Source organism: Halomonas koreensis, from assembly GCF_031451675.1.
GTDB lineage: Bacteria > Pseudomonadota > Gammaproteobacteria > Pseudomonadales > Halomonadaceae > Halomonas > Halomonas koreensis.
This window is the reverse complement of sequence record NZ_JARWAK010000007.1, coordinates 135,644-153,788: the sequence shown is the minus strand read 5'-3', so window position 1 is coordinate 153,788 and position 18,145 is coordinate 135,644. Positions and strand designations below refer to the sequence as shown.

Below are 18,145 nucleotides of genomic sequence, written 5' to 3'. Positions count from 1 at the left end.
CCTCGCGAGGGTCAAATCAGGCCGTAGTGCTTGAGCTTCTTGCGCAGGGTGCCTCGGTTGAGGCCCAGCATCTCCGCGGCGCGGGTCTGGTTGCCCTGGGCGTGCTCGAGGACCGCGGCGAGCAGCGGCGCCTCCACCTCGGCCATCACCATGGCGTGGAGGTCGGTGACGTCGCCGCCGTCGAGGTGCGCGAAGTAGCGGCGCATGGCGTTGTCGACGGCTTCGCGCAGCGGCATGTCGCCGGCGGCGGGGGCGGTCCGTTCGGCGAGCTCGCGGGCGTCCAGCTCGGGGTTGGGATCAAGGGCTTGGCTGCTGGTCATGCGGCACAGGTTCCGTCCGGCGTCACGGCCCGGGCGACACGGTCGGCGGCCGTGGCGGGGTCGTGACGAAAGAGTTCGTCGATGAAGCGGCACTGGGCAGCGGGGCTGTCCAGGCCATTGAAGGTGGCACGCAGGGCGCGGCGGGCGGCATCATCGAGGCGGGCGTCGCCGGCCAGGTACCAGCCGAGATGCTTGCGGGCGATGCGCACGCCCATGTGCTCACCATAGAAGTCGTGCAGGGCGACCAGGTGGCCGCGCAGCGCCGAGGCACGTTCGGCGTCGTCGGGCGCGGCCAGGCGGCGGCCGTGCTGCAGGTAGTGGTCGATCTCGCGGAAGATCCAGGGATTGCCCTGGGCGCCGCGGCCGATCATCACCGCATCCGCTCCAGTATAGTCGAGGACCCGGCGGGCCTTCTCGGGCGAGTCGATGTCGCCGTTGGCGAAGACCGGCAGGTCCACCGCCGCCTTGATGGCGGCGATGGTGTCGTACTCCGCCTCGCCGCCGTAGCGCTGCTGGCGGTGGCGGCCGTGAACCGCCAGGGCCTGGATGCCGGCGTCCTCGGCCAGCCGGGCCACCCGCACACCGTTGTTGCTCTCGGCGCACCAGCCGGTGCGGATCTTCAGCGTCACCGGCACCTCGACCGCGGCCACCACCGCCTCGAGGATCTCGGCCACCAGGGCCTCGTCCCGCAGCAGGGCCGAGCCGGCGGCCTTGTTGCAGACCTTCTTGGCCGGGCAGCCCATGTTGATGTCGATGATCTCGGCGCCCATCTCGGCGTTGAGGCGCGCCGCCCGGGCCAGCATTTCGGCGTCGCCGCCGGCGATCTGCACCGCGCGGGGCCCCGGCTCGCCGCGGTGGTCCATGCGCAGCCGCGACTTGCGGGTGTGCCACAGGCTGGGATCCGAGGTCACCATCTCGCCCACCACCAGGCCCGCCCCCAGCCGGCGGCAGAGCGCGCGGAAGGGGCGATCGGTGACGCCGGCCATGGGAGCCAGGATCACCCGGTTGGGGAGGCGATGGCGGCCGATGCGCGGCAGGGGGCGAGAGTCGGTCATGATCGGGATCGATGGCTCGAAGGGGGACATATCATACGCCCCCCGAGGGATTGGGTGAAGCCGGTCGAGGGTCGCGTCAGTCGGGGCGGCCTTCCGCGGGGCGGCCTTCCGCGGGGCGGCCTTCCGCGGGGCGATGCCCGGTGAGCCGCACCCAGCCCTCGCGCACTGCCGGCTCGTCCATGACCAGCCCCTGATCGCGATAAGCCTCGAGGACCTCCTCGGCCTGGGCCTCGAGGATGCCCGACAGCGCCAGCCGCCCGCCCGGCGCCACACGGCCGGCGATCTCGCCGGCCAGCTCGATCAGCGGCCCGGCCAGGATGTTGGCGATCACCAGCGGGAAGCGCGCCGAGGCCTCCAGCTGCTCCGGGTAGCAGAGCCGGAAGTCGGGCTCCGCCACGCCGTTGCGCTCGGCGTTGTCGCGGCTCGCGGTGAGGGCCTGGGGATCGATATCGGTGCCGGTCGCGGCCGCGGCGCCGAGCTTGAGGGCGGCGATGGCCAGGATGCCCGAGCCGCAGCCCACGTCGAGGGTCTGGCGATCCGCCAGCTCGCCGGCCACCGCCAGGCCGTCGAGCCACTCCAGGCACAGGGCGGTGGTGGGATGGGTGCCGGTGCCGAAGGCCAGGCCGGGGTCCAGGAGCAGGTTGACGGCGTCGGCGTCGGGGACCTCGTGCCAGCTGGGCACGATCCACAGCCGCTGACCCATCTTCAGGGGCTGGAAATCGTCCATCCAGGCCCGCTCCCAGTCGCGGTCGTCGAGCAGTTCGTGGTCGATCGTGGGGCAGGGCTCGCCGGGCATGGCCTCGGCCCAGGCGGCGGCCAGGCGCTCGAGCATGGCCGGCAGGCCCTCGAGGTCGTCGTAGAGGCCGGTGAGCACCGTCTCGTCCCACAGCGGGGTGGTGCCGCGCTCGGGCTCGAACAGCGGGTCGTCCTGGGCGTCCTGGAGGGTGATGGCGGTGGCGCCTTCGGCCAGCAGCAGGTCTTCGAGCAGCTCGGCCTGTTCCGGGGCGATGTGCGCCTTGAGTTGCAGCCAGGGCATGATGACTCCCGGGAATCGCGTGGGGAAACGACGGCGGGGCGGTCAAGCCGCCCCGCGCCGGTGGAGTATCGGCCGGGCTTAGGAAAGCGCTGATTTATGCCGCGAGCGAAGATAGATTGACTGCCGCCGGAACGGAAATACCGGAGTTTACACGCCAGTAAATGAGGATATTGAGTACCGCCGGTAGCCAAGATATCGAGCGCAGCAATAAATCAGGGTTTCCTCAGAGCCCGAGCTTCTTCTCCAGGTAGTGAATGTTGACGCCGCCCTGCTGGAAGTAGCCGTCGCGGACCAGATCCTTGTGCAGGTCGGTGTTGGTCTTGATGCCCTCGACCAGCAGCTCGTCCAGGGCGATGCGCATCCGCGTCAGGGCCGTCTCGCGGTCGTCGCCCCAGGTGATCAGCTTGCCGATCAGCGAATCGTAGTGCGGCGGCACCGAGTAGCCGGTGTAGACGTGGGAGTCCATGCGCACGCCCAGCCCGCCGGGCGGGTGGTAGAGCGTGACCTTGCCGGGGGAGGGCATGAAGGTCCGGGCGTCCTCGGCGTTGATGCGGCACTCGAAGGCGTGGCCGTTGAGCTCGATGTCCTCCTGGCGTACCGACAGCGGCAGGCCGGAGGCGATGCGCAGCTGCTCGCGGACGATATCGACCCCGGTGACCATCTCGGTGACCGGGTGCTCGACCTGGACCCGGGTGTTCATCTCGATGAAGAAGAACTGGCCGTCCTCGTAGAGGAACTCGAAGGTGCCGGCGCCGCGGTAGCCGATCTTGAGGCAGGCGTCGGTACACGCCTTGAGCACCTGGGCGCGAGCGTCCGGATCCAGGGCCGGCGCGGGAGCCTCCTCGATCACCTTCTGATGGCGACGCTGCAGCGAGCAGTCCCGGTCGAAGAGGTGGATGGCGTTGCCCTGGCCGTCGGCCAGCACCTGCACCTCGACGTGGCGCGGCTTCTCGAGGAACTTCTCCATGTAGACGGTGCCGTCGCCGAAGGCCGAGTGGGCCTCGGTGCGGGTCACGGTCACCGCGGAGAGCAGGTGGCCCTCGGTGTGGACCACGCGCATGCCGCGCCCGCCGCCGCCGGCGGCGGCCTTGATGATCACCGGGTAGCCGATGCGCCGCGCGGTGGCCAGGATCTCGCCCTCGTCGTCGCCCAGCGGGCCGTCGGAGCCGGGGACGGTGGGCACGCCGGCCTCCTTCATGGCCTCGATGGCGCTGACCTTGTCGCCCATCAGGCGAATGGTCTCGGCCCTGGGGCCGATGAAGGTGAAGCCGGAGCGTTCCACCTGCTCGGCGAAGTCGGCGTTCTCGGACAGGAAGCCGTAGCCCGGGTGGATGGCGCTCGAGTCGGTGACCTCGGCTGCGCTGATCAGCGCCGGGATGTTGAGGTAGGACTGCGCCGAGGAGGCGGGGCCGATGCACACGGCCTCGTCGGCCAGGCGCACGTGCATCAGCTCGCGGTCGGCCTGGGAGTGAACCGCGACCGTGCGAATGCCCAGCTCCTTGCAGGCGCGCAGGATGCGCAGGGCGATCTCGCCGCGGTTGGCGATGAGAACCTTGTCCAGCATGATGGGGTCCGCCAAGTGGGTGAAAAGATCAGGAGATGACGACCATCGGCTGCTCGAACTCGACCGGCTCGCCGTCCTCGACGAGGATCGCCTCGATGACGCCGTCACGGTCGGCTTCGATCTGGTTCATCATCTTCATCGCCTCGACGATGCAGATGGTCTCGCCCTTCTTGACGCTCTGGCCGACCTCGGCGAACGGCTTGGCGCCCGGGGCGGGGGCGCGGTAGAAGGTGCCCACCATGGGCGAGAGCACCTCGTGGCCCTGGTAGCCGGGGCTCGGGTCGGCGGCCGGCTCGGCCGGGGCGGCGGCCTGCGGGGCCGGGGCGGCCGGCTGGGCGGGCGCCGGTGCTGCCGGCCAGCCGGCGGCCGGCGCCTGGGGATAGGCCGTGCCGTTGGGGTGGCGGCTGATGCGCACCGATTCCTCGCCTTCCTGGATCTCGATCTCGCTGATGTTCGACTCTTCCAGCAGCTCGATCAGCTTCTTGACCTTGCGGATATCCATATGACGTCGTCTCGATGGGGTGGGTTCGGGGGTGTCGGCCGGCGCTGTCAACCTCGGCCAACTCACCATAGATCGCGGCAAGATGCCGTGTCTTACCGCCTCTATCGGCCTTGAAAGCGATGTCGGCGGAGTTTGCCGAAAATCGATCTCGATGTCCAGCGGCGGCATCCGCCGCCGCTCAGCCGCGGCCGTCCGCGAGCCAGTCCTGAACGCCCCGGAGATGGCGCGCCAGGCCGTCGGCGTTCACCTCGCCCTGGATGCGGGCATCGCGCAGTTCCCGACCGTCGTCGAAGAATAGCAGGCTCGGCGGGCCGAACAGCGCGTAGCGCTCCAGCAGGGTGCGGCTGGCGGGCCCGGAGTCGGTGACGTCGACCTCGATGCGCGTGAAGTCGTCCAGCGCCTCGGCCACGGCCGGGTCGGGGAAGACCTCGCGCTCCATCACCTTGCAGGAGATGCACCAGTCGGCGGTGACGTTGACGAAGGCGGGGCGCGTGGTCTCGGCGAGCGCCGTGTCCAGACCCCGGAGGCTGGTCACCCGCCGGGCGTCGGCGGCGGCGTCGCTGCCCGGCGTCGCCGACGGGGGCGGGCCCGCCAGGGGGCGCAGCGGATCCTGGCCGCCCCGGGAGGCGCCGATCACCAGGCTGACGCCCCAGACCAGCAGCAGGATGCCGGCGGCCTGACGCACCCGGGGCCAGCCCTGGGGCTGATTCCAGGTGAGGGCGCCCAGGGCCAGGGCCGTGCCGATGGCCAGCGCCGCCCACAGCAGCAGGGCGGCCGGCGCCGGGATCAGCCGCTCGATCAGCCACACGGCGATGCCCAGCATCAACACGCCGAAGGCCGCCTTGACGCCGCCCATCCAGGCGCCGGTGCGCGGCAGCAGGCTCGGCCCGAAGGTGCCGACCAGCAGCAGCGGCACGCCCATGCCCAGGGCCAGGGCGAGCAGGGCGGCGCCGCCCATCAGGGCGTCGCCGGTGGAGGAGATGAACACCAGGGCGCCGGCCAGCGGGGCCGAGACGCAGGGCGAGACCACCAGCACCGAGAGGGCGCCGGCCACGGCCAGGCCCGCCGGCCCGCTGCGCTGAGCCCGGGCCTGCCAGGCGTCGATGCGGGTCGCCAGTCCCGGCGCCAGGCGCATCTCGAAGGCGCCGAACAGGGCCAGGGCGAAGACGGTGAACAGCCCCGCGAAGCCGATCAGCACCGGCGCCGACTGCAGGCGCGCCTGGAGGTTCAGGCCCGCCCCGAACAGGCCCATCAGTACCCCGACCGTGGCGTAGGTCAACGCCATGCCGGCCACATAGCTGGCCGAGAGCGCCAGGGCCCGGGGGCGACCGGGCTGCTGGCCGACGATGATCGACGACAGGATCGGCACCATGGGCAGCACGCAGGGGGTGAAGGTCAGGCCCAGGCCGGCGAGGAAGAACAGCCCGAGCACCCAGGGGACGCTGGCGTCGCGCATCAGGGCGCTGAAGCGGCCGTCCTCGCTGCGCGGCGCGCCGGTTGCCGCCGGCTCGCTGGAAACGGTGGTCCGCTCGCCCGCGGCGAGATCGGCGAAGGCCGCCGGTGCGGGCCCCTCGGGGGCCTCCAGGGCGACCGTCTCCGGGGGGTAGCACAGCCCGGCGTCGGCGCAGCCCTGGAAGGTCAGGGTCAGCGGCAACGGCCCCGTGGCCTCGCCCTCCAGAGGCACGGTGAAGACCGTGCGGTCGTAGAAGACCCGGACCTCGCCCAGGAACTGGTCGGTCTTGGCCTCGCCGGCCGGCAGTCGCGGCTCGCCGAGCGTCACGCCGGCGGCGTCGCTGGCCAGTGCGAAGCGATGGCGGTACAGGTAGTAGCCTTCGGCGTTCTCGAAGCCGACCACCAGGGTCTCGCCGTCGTGCCAGGCGCTGGGCTGGAAGGCCTCGTTCACCGGCAGGAAGTCGGCCCCGTCGTCGCCGAACCATTGCGCCTGGGCGGCCAGGGGCAGCAGCAGGAGGAAGGCGAACAGGGCGAGCAGGCGGCGGGCTGGCAACACGGGGCATCCTTTCATCGGCGTCGACACGGGGCGCGTTTGTGACTCCTGGACGGCGCTGGGGTTCCGCGCCCGGTGTCGCTATGATCAGAGGTCAGCATATCGCAGCGACGGGACGCTGTGCATGCCCGCGGTCGAACGACGGGGCGTGCCGTCGCGATCGGGCTCATCATCGTCAGGGACACGGAACATGAGGAAGCGACAGGCGACCGAGAAGCGTCGCAAGCGGGTCGAGGCGCTGGAGCGTCCGCAATACGGCTGGATCTGGAAGCCGCTGCTGTGGCTGGCGGGGCTCTACCTGCTGACGACCGTCGGCCTCGGCATCTGGTGGAGCCGCCCCCCAGCGGTGGTGCCGTCGCCGGCCGAAGACGCGACCGCGCCGGGCAGTCAGGCGCCGGCCGCCCTGCGCGGGCTGGTCACGACCCTGCTCGACAAGCCGGGTGGCTATCTGCGCAACGATATCGCTCCGCCGGGCCTGTGGCTGGACAACATGCCGGCCTGGGAGCTCGGCGTGCTCCACCAGGCCCGGCGGCTGGGGCGGGCGCTGCCGGCGGTGACCGGCGACGAGGCGGCGGCGTTCGAGGCGGTGCGCGCGCGCCTGGAGGGTGACGGGGACGACTGGTTCTATCCCTCCACCGAGCATCGCCTGGAGCAGGCGCGGGTCGCGCTGACGGGGTACCTGGAAGCCGCCGACGGGGCCGCGGCCCCGGGCGGTGTCGCCGGGCTGGCGCCCTGGCTGTCCGGGGTGGCGGACGATCTGGACGAGCTGGGGCGGCGGCTCTCGGCCAGCGTCGGCAACCCCGAGGCCCTGGCCGATCTCGACCTCGAGGCCCAGGGGCTGCCCCGGGAGACGCCCTGGTATCGCGTCGACAACGTCTTCTTCGAGGCCCGTGGCCAGGCCTGGGCGACGGTGCGGCTGCTCGAGGCCGTGCGGCGCGATCGCCGCCAGGCCCTCGAGCGTGCCGGGCTGCTGCCTCGCTGGGAGGCCCTGGAGGCCGAGCTCTCGCGCAGCCAGCGACGGCTGTGGAGCCCGGTGGTGCTCAACGGCTCCGGCTTCGGCCTGTTCGCCAATCATTCCCTGGTGATGGCCAATCACGTGCTGCGGGCCCGGGATCTGGCCCGGGCACTGGCCGACGCCAGCGGTGCGGCCGAAGACCGGGGGGCGGTGGCGCCGGCCGAGGAGGTGGGAGCGGCAGCCCCGGAAACGACGTTTGAGCCCGAGGAGACGGCGTCAGCGGCCGAGGCCTCCGGGGAGGGCGTTCCGGCATCATCGGCCGAGGGGGCCGAGGGGGCCGAGGGGGCCGAGGGGGCCGAGGCGGCCGAGTCGGCGTCGGCCGCGACGCCTTCGGCGGGGGAGGCGGACGAGGCCGGCCTCTCGGCCCCCGCCTCGCCCTGAGGGCGGAACGCGAAGGGGCTGCCCCGGCGGGCGGCCCCCGATGACAGGCTCCGCAGGCGCTTCAGGCCTTGTCGTGGGCGGCGGCGGCCTTCTCGATGGCCTTGCGGGCGGCCTCGACGCCTTCCCAGGACTCCACCTTGACCCACTTGCCCTTCTCGAGATCCTTGTAGTTCTCGAAGAAGTGGGCGATCTGCTGACGCAGCAGCTCGGGCAGGTCGGTGACTTCCTGGACGTCGTCGTACAGGCTGGACAGCTTGGGATGCGGCACGCACACCAGCTTGGCGTCCTCGCCGGCCTCGTCGGTCATGTTGAGGATGCCCACCGGGCGGGCTCGGATGACGCTGCCCGGCTGCACCGGGTAGGGCGTCACGACCAGGGCGTCGAGGGGGTCGCCGTCGTCGGCCAGGGTGTGCGGGATGAAGCCGTAGTTCGCCGGGTAGAACATCGGCGTGGCCATGAAGCGGTCGACCAGCAGGGCGCCCATGTCCTTGTCGATCTCGTACTTGACCGGGGTGTGGTTGGCCGGGATCTCGATCGCCACGTAGACGTCGTTGGGCAGATCCTTGCCGGCGGGAATGTTGTCGAAGTTCATCAGCGGATCCTTCTCTGGCGGGTGACCGGGTCGGGTGGAAAATCCGGCGAATTATACGAGCCGTCCCGGGCGATTACCAATCCGACCTTGGGGGCTGCGCGCGCTCGGCCTGCGGCTTTGGTGGACGAGCCAGGGCCCGGCCCGAGGGTGTATCATGGCGTGCCGGAAGCGGGCCTGCCGGGCCCGGCAGGCATCGCCGACACAAGGAGCGCGTCTTGGCATCTCCCCAGCTGTCATTGAGTCATGGTCAGGCCTTCGTGGCGCCGGAGCGTCGCCGGCATCGCAGCTCGATGGCGGTGCGCCTCCCCGAGGCTCCGCTGCTGGCGGCCAAGGGGGCCTGCGCGCTGATCAGCGACTCCACCTCCCGCAATCCGCTGGCCAAGCAGGCCGGCGACCTGAGCGTCCAGGGCTTTCTGGCCGACTACTTCTCGACGCCCGACCATTGGGACGTCAAGGCCTCGGCGACCCGGGTGCTGCGGGCGCTGAACGGCTGGTGCTTCGGCCAGAGCCGCCAGGTCAGCGACGGCGGCTATGTCAGCTCGCTGTCGGCGATGGTCTACCGCGACCAGCAGGCGCACCTCTTCCACATGGGCGACACCCTGGTGTTTCGCCTGCGCGGCGCGGAGTTCGAGCAGCTCACCCGGGATCACGTCACCGACCTGGGCGGCTATCGCTACCCGTCCCGGGCGCTGGGCATGGACGCCAGCCTCGACATCGACTACGCGAGCCTGCCGCTCAAGCAGGGCGATATCTTCCTGTTCACCACCCAGGCGGTGCGCGGCACCCTGATGCCCTCGGACTACGTGCGGCTGATCCGCCAGGATGCCAGCGACCTTGACGCCGCCTGCGACCGGCTGGCCCAGACCGCCGCGGAGCGGGCCCGGGAACGCGGCTACGGGGGCGATCAGTTCTGCTTCCAGCTGGTGCGCATCGACGCCCTGCCCGAGGCCCGGCCCGACCACCCCGGCAAGGCCTACGGCGACCTGCCGATCCCGCCGGAGCTGGACGTCGGCGAGCGGCTCGACGGCCTGGAGGTGCTCGAGGTGCTGTCGCGCACCGCCCAGTCCCGGGTCTACCGGGTGCGCGACGTGCACGGCGGCCGCGAGATGGTCATGAAGGCGCCGAGCCCGGAACTCTCCAGCCGCAACGCCTATCTGGAGCACTTCCTGCTCCAGCAGTGGATCGTCGAGCGGGTCCATTCGCCCTTCGTGGTGCGGGTCATGGAGCCCTCCCGGCCGCGGCGCTACCTCTACTACCTGATGACCCACGTGGCGGGGGAGACCCTGAGCGAGTGGGTGCATCGCCACCCCCGGGCCGGCCTGTCGCAGCGGCTGGATATCGCCATGCAGCTGGGCAAGGCCGTCCAGGCCCTGCACCACCGGGATCTGCTGCATCAGCGGGTGCATCCCGACAACGTGCTGATCGATCGCCATGGCCAGGTGGTGCTGGCCGACCTCAGCGCCTGCCACCTGCGGGACGTGGACGGCCACCGGCGCTCCCGGGGGCTGCTGCGCCAGGTGGGGCTGACCGAGCACAGCGCGCCGGAGTATGCCCTGGACGACGAGGTCGGCCGGCGCAGCGACCAGTACTCGCTGGCCTCGGTGGTGTACTGGCTGCTCACCGGGGCGCTGCCCTTCGATCGGCCGGTCAAGGACCTGGTCCGGCACACCGACCTGGAGCGCCTGCACTATCGCAGTGCGCGGTCGCTCAACCCCGAGGTGCCCCCGGCCCTGGACGCGGCCCTGCGCCGGGCGCTGTCGCCGCAGCGGGCGCTGCGCTTCCGGCGGCTCACCGAGTTCCTGCAGGCCCTGCGGGCGCCCGAGGCGACCCCGCGCCGGGAGCCGGTCCGGCTCTGGCAGGCGGTGGCGGCGGTGCTGGCGCTGCTGCTGGCGCTCTCCTGGTTGCTGCGCTAGGCCCGGCGGGCGGGGAGGGGCGTAAGGAGCCCTCGACCCTCGACCCTCAGATCTCGAAGGTCGGCAGCTTGCGCTCCACCTTGTGCAGCGCCAGGCGGGCCACCTTGGGCAGGCCGCCCTCGAAGGGGGGGAAGTCCTCGCCCTGGATCAGCGGCGCCAGGTAGCGGCGGCACTCCTCGGTGATGCCGAAGCCGTCCTCGCGGATGAAGTCGCGGGGCATGAACTTCTCGCGGTTGGCCACCTCGGCCAGCGGGGCGGCCTCCACGGTCCAGTCATAGGGGGCGTCGGCGGTGCGCTTGATGGCCGGCATCTTGGCGTTCTGGCCGTCCAGCGCCAGCTCCACCGCCTTCTCACCCACCGCGTAGGCCTGCTCGACGTCGGTCTTCGAGGCCAGGTGGCGGGCGGCGCGCTGCAGGTAGTCGGCCACCGCCCAGTGATACTTGTAGCCCAGGTCCTGCTTGATCATGCCGGCGAGCGTCGGCGCCACGCCGCCCAGCTGGCGGTGGCCGAAGGCGTCGGTGTTGCCCGAGTCGGCCAGGAAGGTGCCGTCCTCGTAGCGGGCGCCCTCGGAGACGACGATCACGCAGTAGCCGTATTCCTGGACCGAGGCCTCGACCCGCGCCATGACCGCGGCGCGGTCGAAGGCCACCTCGGGGAAGATCACCAGGTGGGGCGGCTCGCCCTCGCCGCGGCCGGCCAGCGCGCCGGCGGCGGCGATCCAGCCGGCATGGCGCCCCATGACCTCCAGCACGAACACCTTGGTGGAGGTGGCGCACATCGAGGCGATGTCCAGTGAGGCCTCCAGGGTCGAGGTGGCGATGTACTTGGCCACGCTGCCGAAGCCCGGGGAGTTGTCGGTGATCGGCAGGTCGTTGTCCACGGTCTTGGGCACGTGGATGGCGGTCAGCGGATAGCCCATGGTCTCCGACAGTTGGGAGACCTTCAGGCAGGTGTCGGCGCTGTCGCCGCCGCCGTTGTAGAAGAAGTAGCGGATGTCATGGGCGCGGAAGACCTCGATCAGCCGCTCGTACTGGGCCCGGTGGGTCTCGATGTCCTTGAGCTTGTAGCGGCAGGAGCCGAAGGCACCGGCCGGGGTATGGCGCAGCGCCGCGATGGCCTCGTCGCTCTCCTGGCTGACATCGATCAGGTCCTCGGTCAGGGCGCCGATGATGCCGTTGTGGCCGGCGTAGACCTTGCCGATGCGGTCGGAATGGCGGCGGCAGGCCTCGATGACGCCGCAGGCGCTGGCGTTGATCACGGCGGTGACGCCGCCGGACTGGGCGTAGAAGGCGTTGTGCTGGGCCATGGGGCTATCCTGTTGCTGGTCGCGTCGAGGGGCGTCGCGGGGGACGCATTCGATGGGGTATCGGTTCCGGGAAAGGCCGCGATTCTAGCGTATCCCCGGGCCGGCTGCACCCCGTGGGCCGGGCGCTGGAGCGGCCACGGGCGCCGTGCTAGGCTGCCGCTTTCGCCGGGCGCCGGAGGCAGGCCCCGGCCGACCTCAACGGCAGCGGAGTTGGCATGCACCTTCACATCCTCGGCATCTGCGGCACCTTCATGGGCAGCCTGGCCCTGCTCGCCCGGGAACTGGGGCATCGGGTCAGCGGCTCGGACGCCGGCGTCTATCCCCCCATGAGCACCCAGCTCGAGGCCGCCGGGATCGCCCTGAGCGAGGGCTACTCGGCCGAGCACCTGGCGCCGTGTCCCGACCTGGTGGTGATCGGCAATGCGCTGTCCCGCGGCAACCCAGAGGTGGAGGCGGTGCTCGACCGGGGGCTGCCCTATGTCTCCGGGCCCCAGTGGCTGGCCGAGCACGTCCTGCCCGGCCGCCGGGTGATCGCCGTGGCCGGCACCCACGGCAAGACCACCACGGCGAGCCTCGCCGCCTGGCTGCTGGAGTCGGCGGGGCTGTCGCCGGGCTTTTTGATCGGCGGCGTGCCGCGCAACTTCGGCGTCTCGGCGCGGCTGGGGGCACCGGACGCGCCCTTCGTGGTGGAGGCCGACGAGTACGACACCGCCTTCTTCGACAAGCGCTCCAAGTTCGTCCATTACCGCCCCGAGATCGCGGTGCTGGGCAACCTGGAGTACGACCATGCCGACATCTTCCCCGACCTGGCGGCCATCGAGCGCCAGTTCCACCACCTGGTGCGCACCGTGCCGGGCAAGGGGCGGCTGCTGGTCGCCGACGGCGAGCCGGCCCTGGAACGGGTCCTGGCCCAGGGCTGCTGGACGCCGGTGCAGCGCTTCGGCGGCGCCGCCGACAGCGACTGGCGGCTGGTCCTCGAGCGCGAGGACGCCAGCCGCTTCCGGGTCGAGCACGGCGAGGCCGACGCGGTGGTCGACTGGGGCCTGACCGGCGACTACAACGCCCGCAATGCCCTGGCCGCCCTGGCCGCCGCCGATGCCTGCGGCGTCGACCTGGCGCGGGCCTGCGCGGCCCTGGCCCGTTTCGAGACGCCGCGGCGGCGCCAGGAGGTGCGCGGCGAGGTGGCCGGCATCCAGGTGATCGACGATTTCGCCCACCACCCGACCGCCATCGCGGCGACGCTGGCGGGGCTGCGGGCCGCCACCCCCGCGGGGCGGCTGCTGGCGGTGGTCGAGCCACGCTCCAACACCATGCGCCTGGGGACCCTGCGCGAACGCTTGGCCGACAGCGTGGCCGGCGCCGCGGCCGCCTACTGGTATCGGCCGCCGGAGCTCGACTGGGCGCTGGCCTCGGTGGTCGAGGCCGCCGGCCTGCCGGGGGGCGAGTACGACGACCTGGACGCCCTGGTGGCGGCGGTGGTCGCCGAGGCCCGGCCCCGGGATCGCATCGTGGTGATGTCCAACGGCGGCTTCGGCGGCATCCACGAGCGGCTGCTGGCCGCCCTGGAGGTGGCCCATGGCTGAGGCCTTCGGCGCCCCGGTCACCGTGGCGCTGACCGGCGCCTCGGGGGCCCAGTACGGCCTGCGGCTGATCGAGGCCCTGGTGGCCGCCGACCGCGAGGTCTGGGTGATGATCTCCAAGGCCGCGCATCTGGTGATCGCCACCGAGACAGAAGCCGAGCTGCCGGCCCGCCCCGAGCGCCTGGCCGAGGCGCTGGCCGAGCGCAGCGGGGCCCGGCCCGGGCAGATCCGCTGCTTCGGCCGCGAGGACTGGATGGCCCCGGTGGCCTCCGGGTCCGGGGCCAGCTCGGCGATGGTGATCTGCCCCTGCTCCACCGGCACGCTCTCGGCGGTGGCCTGCGGCGCCAGCAACAACCTGGTCGAGCGCGCCGCCGACGTGGCCCTGAAAGAGCGTCGCCAGCTGATCCTGGTGCCCCGGGAGACGCCGCTGTCGGCCATCCACCTGCAGCACATGCTCGACCTGACCCGGCTGGGGGCGGTGGTGATGCCGGCGGCGCCGGGGTTCTACCATCGGCCGGCCACGCTGGAGGACCTGGTCGACTTCATCGTGGCGCGGATCCTCAATCAGCTGGGCATCGCGCATCGCCTGATGCCTCGCTGGGGCGAATAGCCGCGCCGACTCTCGACGGCCAACGCGACAAGGAGGTCGCCCGGTGATCGAATTCTCGTTGCTGTCGGTCTTCGTGCCGACCTTCCTGCTGGTCTCGCTGACGCCGGGGATGTGCATGACCCTGGCCATGGTGCTGGGCATGACCCAGGGCGTGCGGCGGGCGCTGTGGATGATGGCCGGCGAGCTCCTCGGCGTCGGGCTGGTGGCGGTGGCCGCCGGCGCCGGGGTGGCCGCGCTGATGCTGCGCCAGCCGGCGCTGTTCGCGCTGTTCAAGTGGCTGGGCGGCGCCTACCTGGGCTACCTGGGGGTGATGATGTGGCGCTCCCGGGGCCGCATGGCGATCCCCGATGCCCTGGAGGACGTCGGCCGGGCCGGGCGTCGGGCGCTGGCCCTTCAGGGCCTGGTCACGGCGGTGGCCAACCCCAAGGGCTGGGCCTTCTTCATGGCCCTGCTGCCGCCCTTCCTCGATGCCGGCCGCCCCCTGGCGCCGCAGCTGGCGGGGCTGGTCGCGGTCATCCTGAGCATCGAGTTCGCCAGCCTGCTCGCCTATGCCGCCGGCGGCCAGACCCTGCGTCACCTGCTGGGCCAGGCGGACAAGGTCCGGCTGCTCAATCGCCTGGCGGGCACCCTGATGGTCGGCGTGGGACTCTGGCTGGCACTCGGCTGACCCGGCTCCGCCGGGAGCTATAAGCCATAAGCTGTAAGTCCCCGGCTTTGCCGGGAGCTGGAAGATCGTCCGCTTCGCGGTCGTAAGCTGGAAGCTCGAGGATAAACCCCTTGACTCGGCCTCTGGAGGTCGCATGTTGCCTTCCAGCTTCCAGCTTCCAGCTTCCAGCTTACGGCTTACGGCTTACGGCTTACGGCTTACGGCTTACGGCTTACGGCTTACGGCTTACGGCTTACGGCTTACGGCTTACGGCTTAAGGTTCCGCCCGGCTAGGCCGGCCCCAGCCAGGCGATCCGCGCGGCGACCAGCCCCACCGAGGCGGCGCACAGCATCGGCCAGGGGCAGGGGCGCAGCGTCTCGCGGGAGCGGCGCTGCCAGCTCAGCTGCACCAGGGCGCAGACCACCAGCCCGAGCAGGGCGCCGCCCACCAGGTCGCTCAGCCAGTGCACGCCCAGCACCAGGCGCGACAGCGCCATGGGCAGCACCAGGGCGATGGCGCCCCAGTAGGCCCAGAAGCGTCGCCGCAGGGGCAGCTCCCGGGCGACGAGGGCGGCCGCCAGCCCGAACAGCACCACGGCGGTGGCGGTGTGGGCGCTGGGGTAGGACAGCGAGTCCGCCAGATGCGGCGGGGCCGCCGGCCGGGCGCGGCCGATGACCGCCTTGCCCAGGGCGTTGAGGGCGGCGACGCCGAGCAGCCCACCGGCGAGGTGGCCGAGCGCGTCGGCGCGGCCGCGGGTCAGCCACCACAGGCCCCAGGGCAGGGTCAGCACGAGCACTCCGTAGAGGTCGCCGATGTCGGCCAGGCCGCGGCTCAGGCCCGTCAGGCCGGGGACGGCCAGGGCCTCGAGGGCGGCATGGAGTCGTCGGTCCATGGGCAGCGGGCCGTCGTGGTGCAGCACCAGCAGCGTCCAGGCCGAGAGGCCGGCCAGGGCGCCGAGCAGCAGCAGCCAGGTACCCAGCGGCGGCTCCCGGTCCGGAGACTGCGTCAGCCGGCGCCACAGCAGGCGGCCGCGGGGATGGCCGCGCAGCAGCCGGGCCAGGCCGCGGTAGACCAGGCCGTCGTGGTGAGTCTGGTGGCGCAGCCAGGAGAAGGCCAGGGCGAGGGCCACCACCAGCGCCCCCAGGGCCGCGAGCCAGGGCCGCAGGGCCTCGGGCAGGCCCGGCAGCCGCTCCCAGGTGCGCCCCAGCAGGTAGCCGGGCAGCACATAGGCCGGGGCCCACAGCGCCGCAGAGGCCAGGTTGGCCCAGGCGAAGGCGCGGGGCGGCATCTGCAGCATGCCGGCGATCAGCGGGACCACCGGGCGGACGGGGCCCACGAAGCGGCCCAGCAGCACCGACAGCGGGCCGTGGCGGCGGAAGAAGCGCGCGCCCCGGGCCAGCCATTCCGGATAGCGGGACAGCGGCCACCAGCCGGTGATGCGCTCGCGCTGGGCGCGGCCCAGCCAGTAGCTCAGCCCGTCGCCGGCCACGGCGCCGAGGAAGGCGGCGCCGGTGACGGCGACCAGGCCCAGCTGCTGATGGCCGGCCATGGAGGCGGCGGCGGTGATCAGCACCACGCCGGGCACCAGCAGGCCGACCAGGGCCAGGGACTCGGCCAGGGCGATGGCCGTGATCAGCATCAGCAGCAGCGTCGGGGAGGGCGTCAGCTGCTGGAGGAGGTCTGCCGGATGCAAAGAGGCTCTCCGTGTTCTGGGCGCATGGGTGAAGGGCCTGAACCATGGCGCCGCCCCGGGAGCCGGGGCCGCCACGCTCCCGGACCAAGCCGCTAGTCGGTCGCCAGGGTCTGGGTGGTCGCCTGCAGGCGTGCCACGAACGCCGGCCAGGGCTCGCCGGGGCGCGGCGCCGCCAGTCGCAGCCGCACCTCGAGGGGGCCGGTTTCCACCAGCACCCGCTGCGCCAGCGCCTGGGCCAGGCGCTGGCGCAGCAGCAGGGCGCCGCTCTCGGTGGTGTCGGGCAGGAGCAGCCAGAAGGCGGCGTCGTCCTCCCGCCCCAGGGCATCGAGGTCGCGGCATTGCTGGATGATCTCCCGGCAGGCGGCGTCCAGCATGGCCCGGCGAGCGGCGTCGCCGAACTGCTCGCGGGCCATGTCGAGCTGCGGCAGGTCGATCAGCAGCACCGCCAGTGGGCGCTCGAGCAGGCGGGCGCGCTCGAACTCGCCGTGCAGCCGCTCATGCAGGCTCGCGCGGGTCAGCGCCGGGCACTCCGTTTCCCAGGGGTCGGTGGCGCGCAGCAGCGCGCGCTGGCGCAGCCGGTCCCAGAGCGCCAGGGTGGCGACCGCGACCAGGGTCAGGTAGCCCGCGGCGAGGCCCGGCTCCGGCGCCCCCTCGCCGAGCAGGGCCAGCCAGACCGGCGTCAGCGCCAGGTTGAGCAGCACCGCCGGGCCCAGGGGCAGCAGCACCAGGGCCAGCACCGGCGGCAGGCCGATCCACAGGGTCGGGGCTCCGGCCCGGTCGGGCAGCTCCACGGCGATGAGCAGGAAGCCGCAGATCAGCGTCAGGTAGGCCGAGACCCGCGACGTGGCGGGCTCCGCGGCGGCGATCAGGGTGGCCACGGCCATCACCAGCGAGAGCAGGGCCGGCAGGGCGATGCGCTGATAGTGCCCCATCTGGTAGAACCACAGCGCCTGGCCGACCAGCAGCAGGGTGCCGACGCCCAGCACCAGCAGGAACAGGCGCGGCCGCGCCAGGCGACTATCCGGCATGATCGGCGACCTCCTTGATCTCCAGCGGTTGCGCCTGGCGGGCCAGGGCGCGGCGCTCGCGGCTCACGCTGCCCAGGCGCGGCAGGGCGACCACCCGGGCGCGCGCCCGATCGCCCAGGGCGTCCAGCAGGGCCTGGCGCCGCGCCGCGGCGCCCTGGGCATCGGGGCTGATCAGCAGCACGCCCAGGGTGCGGCGGTCCAGGCGATAGCAGTGCTCGAAGGCGCGGGTGAGGGCGCAGAGGCGCTCCGCCAGCGACCACAGCCGCCAGCGGCTGGTGCGCAGCAGCAGCAGCTCGACGTGCACCCTCTCCAGGCAGGCGCGCTGGCGCTCGCGCTGCACGTCCTGAGGCAGCTGCTGGCCGGGCCACAGCGGCAGGCCCGGTATCAGGCGCGCCCGGTGGCGGATGCGCCGGCGCATGGCCTGCAGGGCCAGCGACCGGGACAGTCCCAGCAGCATCAGTCCCGCCAGCAGCAGCCCGGCCAGCGCCCATTGCTCGGGCCCCAGCAGCTCGAGCAACTGCCACCAGCTGGCGGCGGCCAGCACCGCCGTGAGGCCGAGCATCCAGCGCGGCTGCGGCAGCATCAGCAGCACCGCCCAGGCCCAGAACCAGGTCAGGTGCCGCGCCGGGGTCACCCACAGCAGGGCGGCCAGCAGCAGGCCGGGCAGCAGCTGCCAGGGAATCGTCGCCGGATGGCGGTGGCTGAACTCCACCTGGGTGGCGGTCACCGCCAGCCAGAGCGCGGCGAGGCCCAGCAGCAGGGCGTCCTGGAGGGTCGCGGCGGTGCTGGCGAGATAGCCGGTGAGGCCGGCGGCCACCAGCAGGTTGGCGCGCATCAGGCCGACTTTGTACATGCTCTGCATGGTGTCTTAGTATGGGCTCCTTCCCGTTTCGACTCG

Annotated in this window: 16 protein-coding genes; 5 read left to right on the top strand and 11 right to left on the bottom strand. The window is 72.2% G+C overall.

The genetic code is table 11. The features are described 5' to 3' along the window. Positions 1-11: 11 nt before the first annotated feature. The 6 genes from fis to dsbD form a co-directional block, all read right to left on the bottom strand. On the bottom strand, positions 12-320 hold the full coding sequence (fis, locus tag QC818_RS09890; protein WP_374710076.1) for a DNA-binding transcriptional regulator Fis: 309 nt from the start codon (positions 318-320) through the stop codon (positions 12-14). Next, positions 317-1,375: a tRNA dihydrouridine synthase DusB gene (gene dusB / locus QC818_RS09885; protein ID WP_309652688.1), complete on the bottom strand. Its 1,059-nt coding sequence runs from the start codon at positions 1,373-1,375 to the stop codon at positions 317-319. The genes fis and dusB overlap by 4 nt, the downstream gene beginning before the upstream one ends. 76 nt (positions 1,376-1,451) lie before the next feature. Beyond that, positions 1,452-2,411, bottom strand: coding sequence for a 50S ribosomal protein L11 methyltransferase (prmA, locus tag QC818_RS09880; RefSeq protein ID WP_309652687.1), 960 nt, complete (start codon positions 2,409-2,411; stop codon positions 1,452-1,454). A gap of 223 nt (positions 2,412-2,634) precedes the next feature. Then, a complete protein-coding gene (gene accC / locus QC818_RS09875; RefSeq protein ID WP_309652686.1) occupies positions 2,635-3,975 on the bottom strand; it encodes an acetyl-CoA carboxylase biotin carboxylase subunit in 1,341 nt (446 codons plus the stop codon). A gap of 28 nt (positions 3,976-4,003) precedes the next feature. Then, entirely contained in the window at positions 4,004-4,477 is a 474-nt protein-coding gene (gene accB, locus QC818_RS09870; RefSeq protein ID WP_309652685.1) for an acetyl-CoA carboxylase biotin carboxyl carrier protein, read from the bottom strand. Between the two features lie 178 nt (positions 4,478-4,655). Beyond that, the gene (dsbD, locus tag QC818_RS09865; RefSeq protein WP_309652684.1) at positions 4,656-6,485 is read right to left on the bottom strand and encodes a protein-disulfide reductase DsbD; all 1,830 of its coding nucleotides are present in this window, start codon (positions 6,483-6,485) and stop codon (positions 4,656-4,658) included. A gap of 187 nt (positions 6,486-6,672) precedes the next feature. Here dsbD and QC818_RS09860 point away from each other — a divergent pair, with 187 nt between their 5' ends. Next, on the top strand, positions 6,673-7,878 hold the full coding sequence (locus QC818_RS09860; protein WP_309652683.1) for a DUF2333 family protein: 1,206 nt from the start codon (positions 6,673-6,675) through the stop codon (positions 7,876-7,878). Positions 7,879-7,939: 61 nt separating this feature from the next. On the opposite strand, the gene ppa is transcribed toward QC818_RS09860, so the two are convergent. Next, positions 7,940-8,470, bottom strand: coding sequence for an inorganic diphosphatase (ppa, locus tag QC818_RS09855; protein WP_309652682.1), 531 nt, complete (start codon positions 8,468-8,470; stop codon positions 7,940-7,942). A 215-nt stretch (positions 8,471-8,685) separates the two neighbouring features. Between ppa and QC818_RS09850 the strand changes: the two genes are divergently transcribed. Continuing rightward, entirely contained in the window at positions 8,686-10,383 is a 1,698-nt protein-coding gene (locus tag QC818_RS09850; RefSeq protein ID WP_309652681.1) for a protein kinase domain-containing protein, read from the top strand. A gap of 46 nt (positions 10,384-10,429) precedes the next feature. Here the strand turns inward: QC818_RS09850 and QC818_RS09845 are convergent, their stop codons facing one another. Continuing rightward, the gene (locus QC818_RS09845; protein WP_309652680.1) at positions 10,430-11,689 is read right to left on the bottom strand and encodes a 6-phosphofructokinase; all 1,260 of its coding nucleotides are present in this window, start codon (positions 11,687-11,689) and stop codon (positions 10,430-10,432) included. Between the two features lie 215 nt (positions 11,690-11,904). Here QC818_RS09845 and mpl point away from each other — a divergent pair, with 215 nt between their 5' ends. Genes mpl through QC818_RS09830 form a run of 3 tightly spaced genes read left to right on the top strand, consistent with a single transcriptional unit; the run spans position 11,905 to position 14,546 of the window. Next, a complete protein-coding gene (mpl, locus tag QC818_RS09840; protein ID WP_309652679.1) occupies positions 11,905-13,272 on the top strand; it encodes a UDP-N-acetylmuramate:L-alanyl-gamma-D-glutamyl-meso-diaminopimelate ligase in 1,368 nt (455 codons plus the stop codon). Next, positions 13,265-13,879, top strand: coding sequence for a flavin prenyltransferase UbiX (locus QC818_RS09835; RefSeq protein ID WP_309652678.1), 615 nt, complete (start codon positions 13,265-13,267; stop codon positions 13,877-13,879). The genes mpl and QC818_RS09835 overlap by 8 nt, the downstream gene beginning before the upstream one ends. A 43-nt stretch (positions 13,880-13,922) precedes the next feature. Further along, the gene (locus QC818_RS09830; RefSeq protein WP_309652677.1) at positions 13,923-14,546 is read left to right on the top strand and encodes a LysE family translocator; all 624 of its coding nucleotides are present in this window, start codon (positions 13,923-13,925) and stop codon (positions 14,544-14,546) included. Between the two features lie 269 nt (positions 14,547-14,815). Here QC818_RS09830 and QC818_RS09825 read toward each other — a convergent pair whose 3' ends face one another. The 3 genes from QC818_RS09825 to QC818_RS09815 form a co-directional block, all read right to left on the bottom strand. Beyond that, positions 14,816-16,219 (bottom strand): bifunctional DedA family/phosphatase PAP2 family protein, encoded by a 1,404-nt coding sequence (locus QC818_RS09825; protein WP_309652676.1) that lies wholly within the window; start codon positions 16,217-16,219, stop codon positions 14,816-14,818. A gap of 92 nt (positions 16,220-16,311) precedes the next feature. After that, entirely contained in the window at positions 16,312-17,247 is a 936-nt protein-coding gene (locus QC818_RS09820; RefSeq protein ID WP_309652675.1) for a diguanylate cyclase domain-containing protein, read from the bottom strand. Next, positions 17,237-18,100, bottom strand: a complete 864-nt coding sequence (locus QC818_RS09815) for a hypothetical protein (protein WP_309652674.1) — start codon at positions 18,098-18,100, stop codon at positions 17,237-17,239. The genes QC818_RS09820 and QC818_RS09815 overlap by 11 nt, the downstream gene beginning before the upstream one ends. Positions 18,101-18,145 lie beyond the last annotated feature (45 nt).

What these genes read in the sequence shown, in the direction of transcription:
- fis (WP_374710076.1), bottom strand. Translation starts at nt 320, where the DNA reads ATGACCAGCAGCCAAGCCCTTGATCCCAACCCCGAGCTGGACGCCCGC.
- QC818_RS09835 (WP_309652678.1), top strand. Translation starts at nt 13,265, where the DNA reads ATGGCTGAGGCCTTCGGCGCCCCGGTCACCGTGGCGCTGACCGGCGCC.
- dusB (WP_309652688.1), bottom strand. Translation starts at nt 1,375, where the DNA reads ATGACCGACTCTCGCCCCCTGCCGCGCATCGGCCGCCATCGCCTCCCC.
- ppa (WP_309652682.1), bottom strand. Translation starts at nt 8,470, where the DNA reads ATGAACTTCGACAACATTCCCGCCGGCAAGGATCTGCCCAACGACGTC.
- QC818_RS09820 (WP_309652675.1), bottom strand. Translation starts at nt 17,247, where the DNA reads ATGCCGGATAGTCGCCTGGCGCGGCCGCGCCTGTTCCTGCTGGTGCTG.
- prmA (WP_309652687.1), bottom strand. Translation starts at nt 2,411, where the DNA reads ATGCCCTGGCTGCAACTCAAGGCGCACATCGCCCCGGAACAGGCCGAG.
- accC (WP_309652686.1), bottom strand. Translation starts at nt 3,975, where the DNA reads ATGCTGGACAAGGTTCTCATCGCCAACCGCGGCGAGATCGCCCTGCGC.
- QC818_RS09860 (WP_309652683.1), top strand. Translation starts at nt 6,673, where the DNA reads ATGAGGAAGCGACAGGCGACCGAGAAGCGTCGCAAGCGGGTCGAGGCG.
- mpl (WP_309652679.1), top strand. Translation starts at nt 11,905, where the DNA reads ATGCACCTTCACATCCTCGGCATCTGCGGCACCTTCATGGGCAGCCTG.
- accB (WP_309652685.1), bottom strand. Translation starts at nt 4,477, where the DNA reads ATGGATATCCGCAAGGTCAAGAAGCTGATCGAGCTGCTGGAAGAGTCG.
- QC818_RS09815 (WP_309652674.1), bottom strand. Translation starts at nt 18,100, where the DNA reads ATGTACAAAGTCGGCCTGATGCGCGCCAACCTGCTGGTGGCCGCCGGC.
- QC818_RS09845 (WP_309652680.1), bottom strand. Translation starts at nt 11,689, where the DNA reads ATGGCCCAGCACAACGCCTTCTACGCCCAGTCCGGCGGCGTCACCGCC.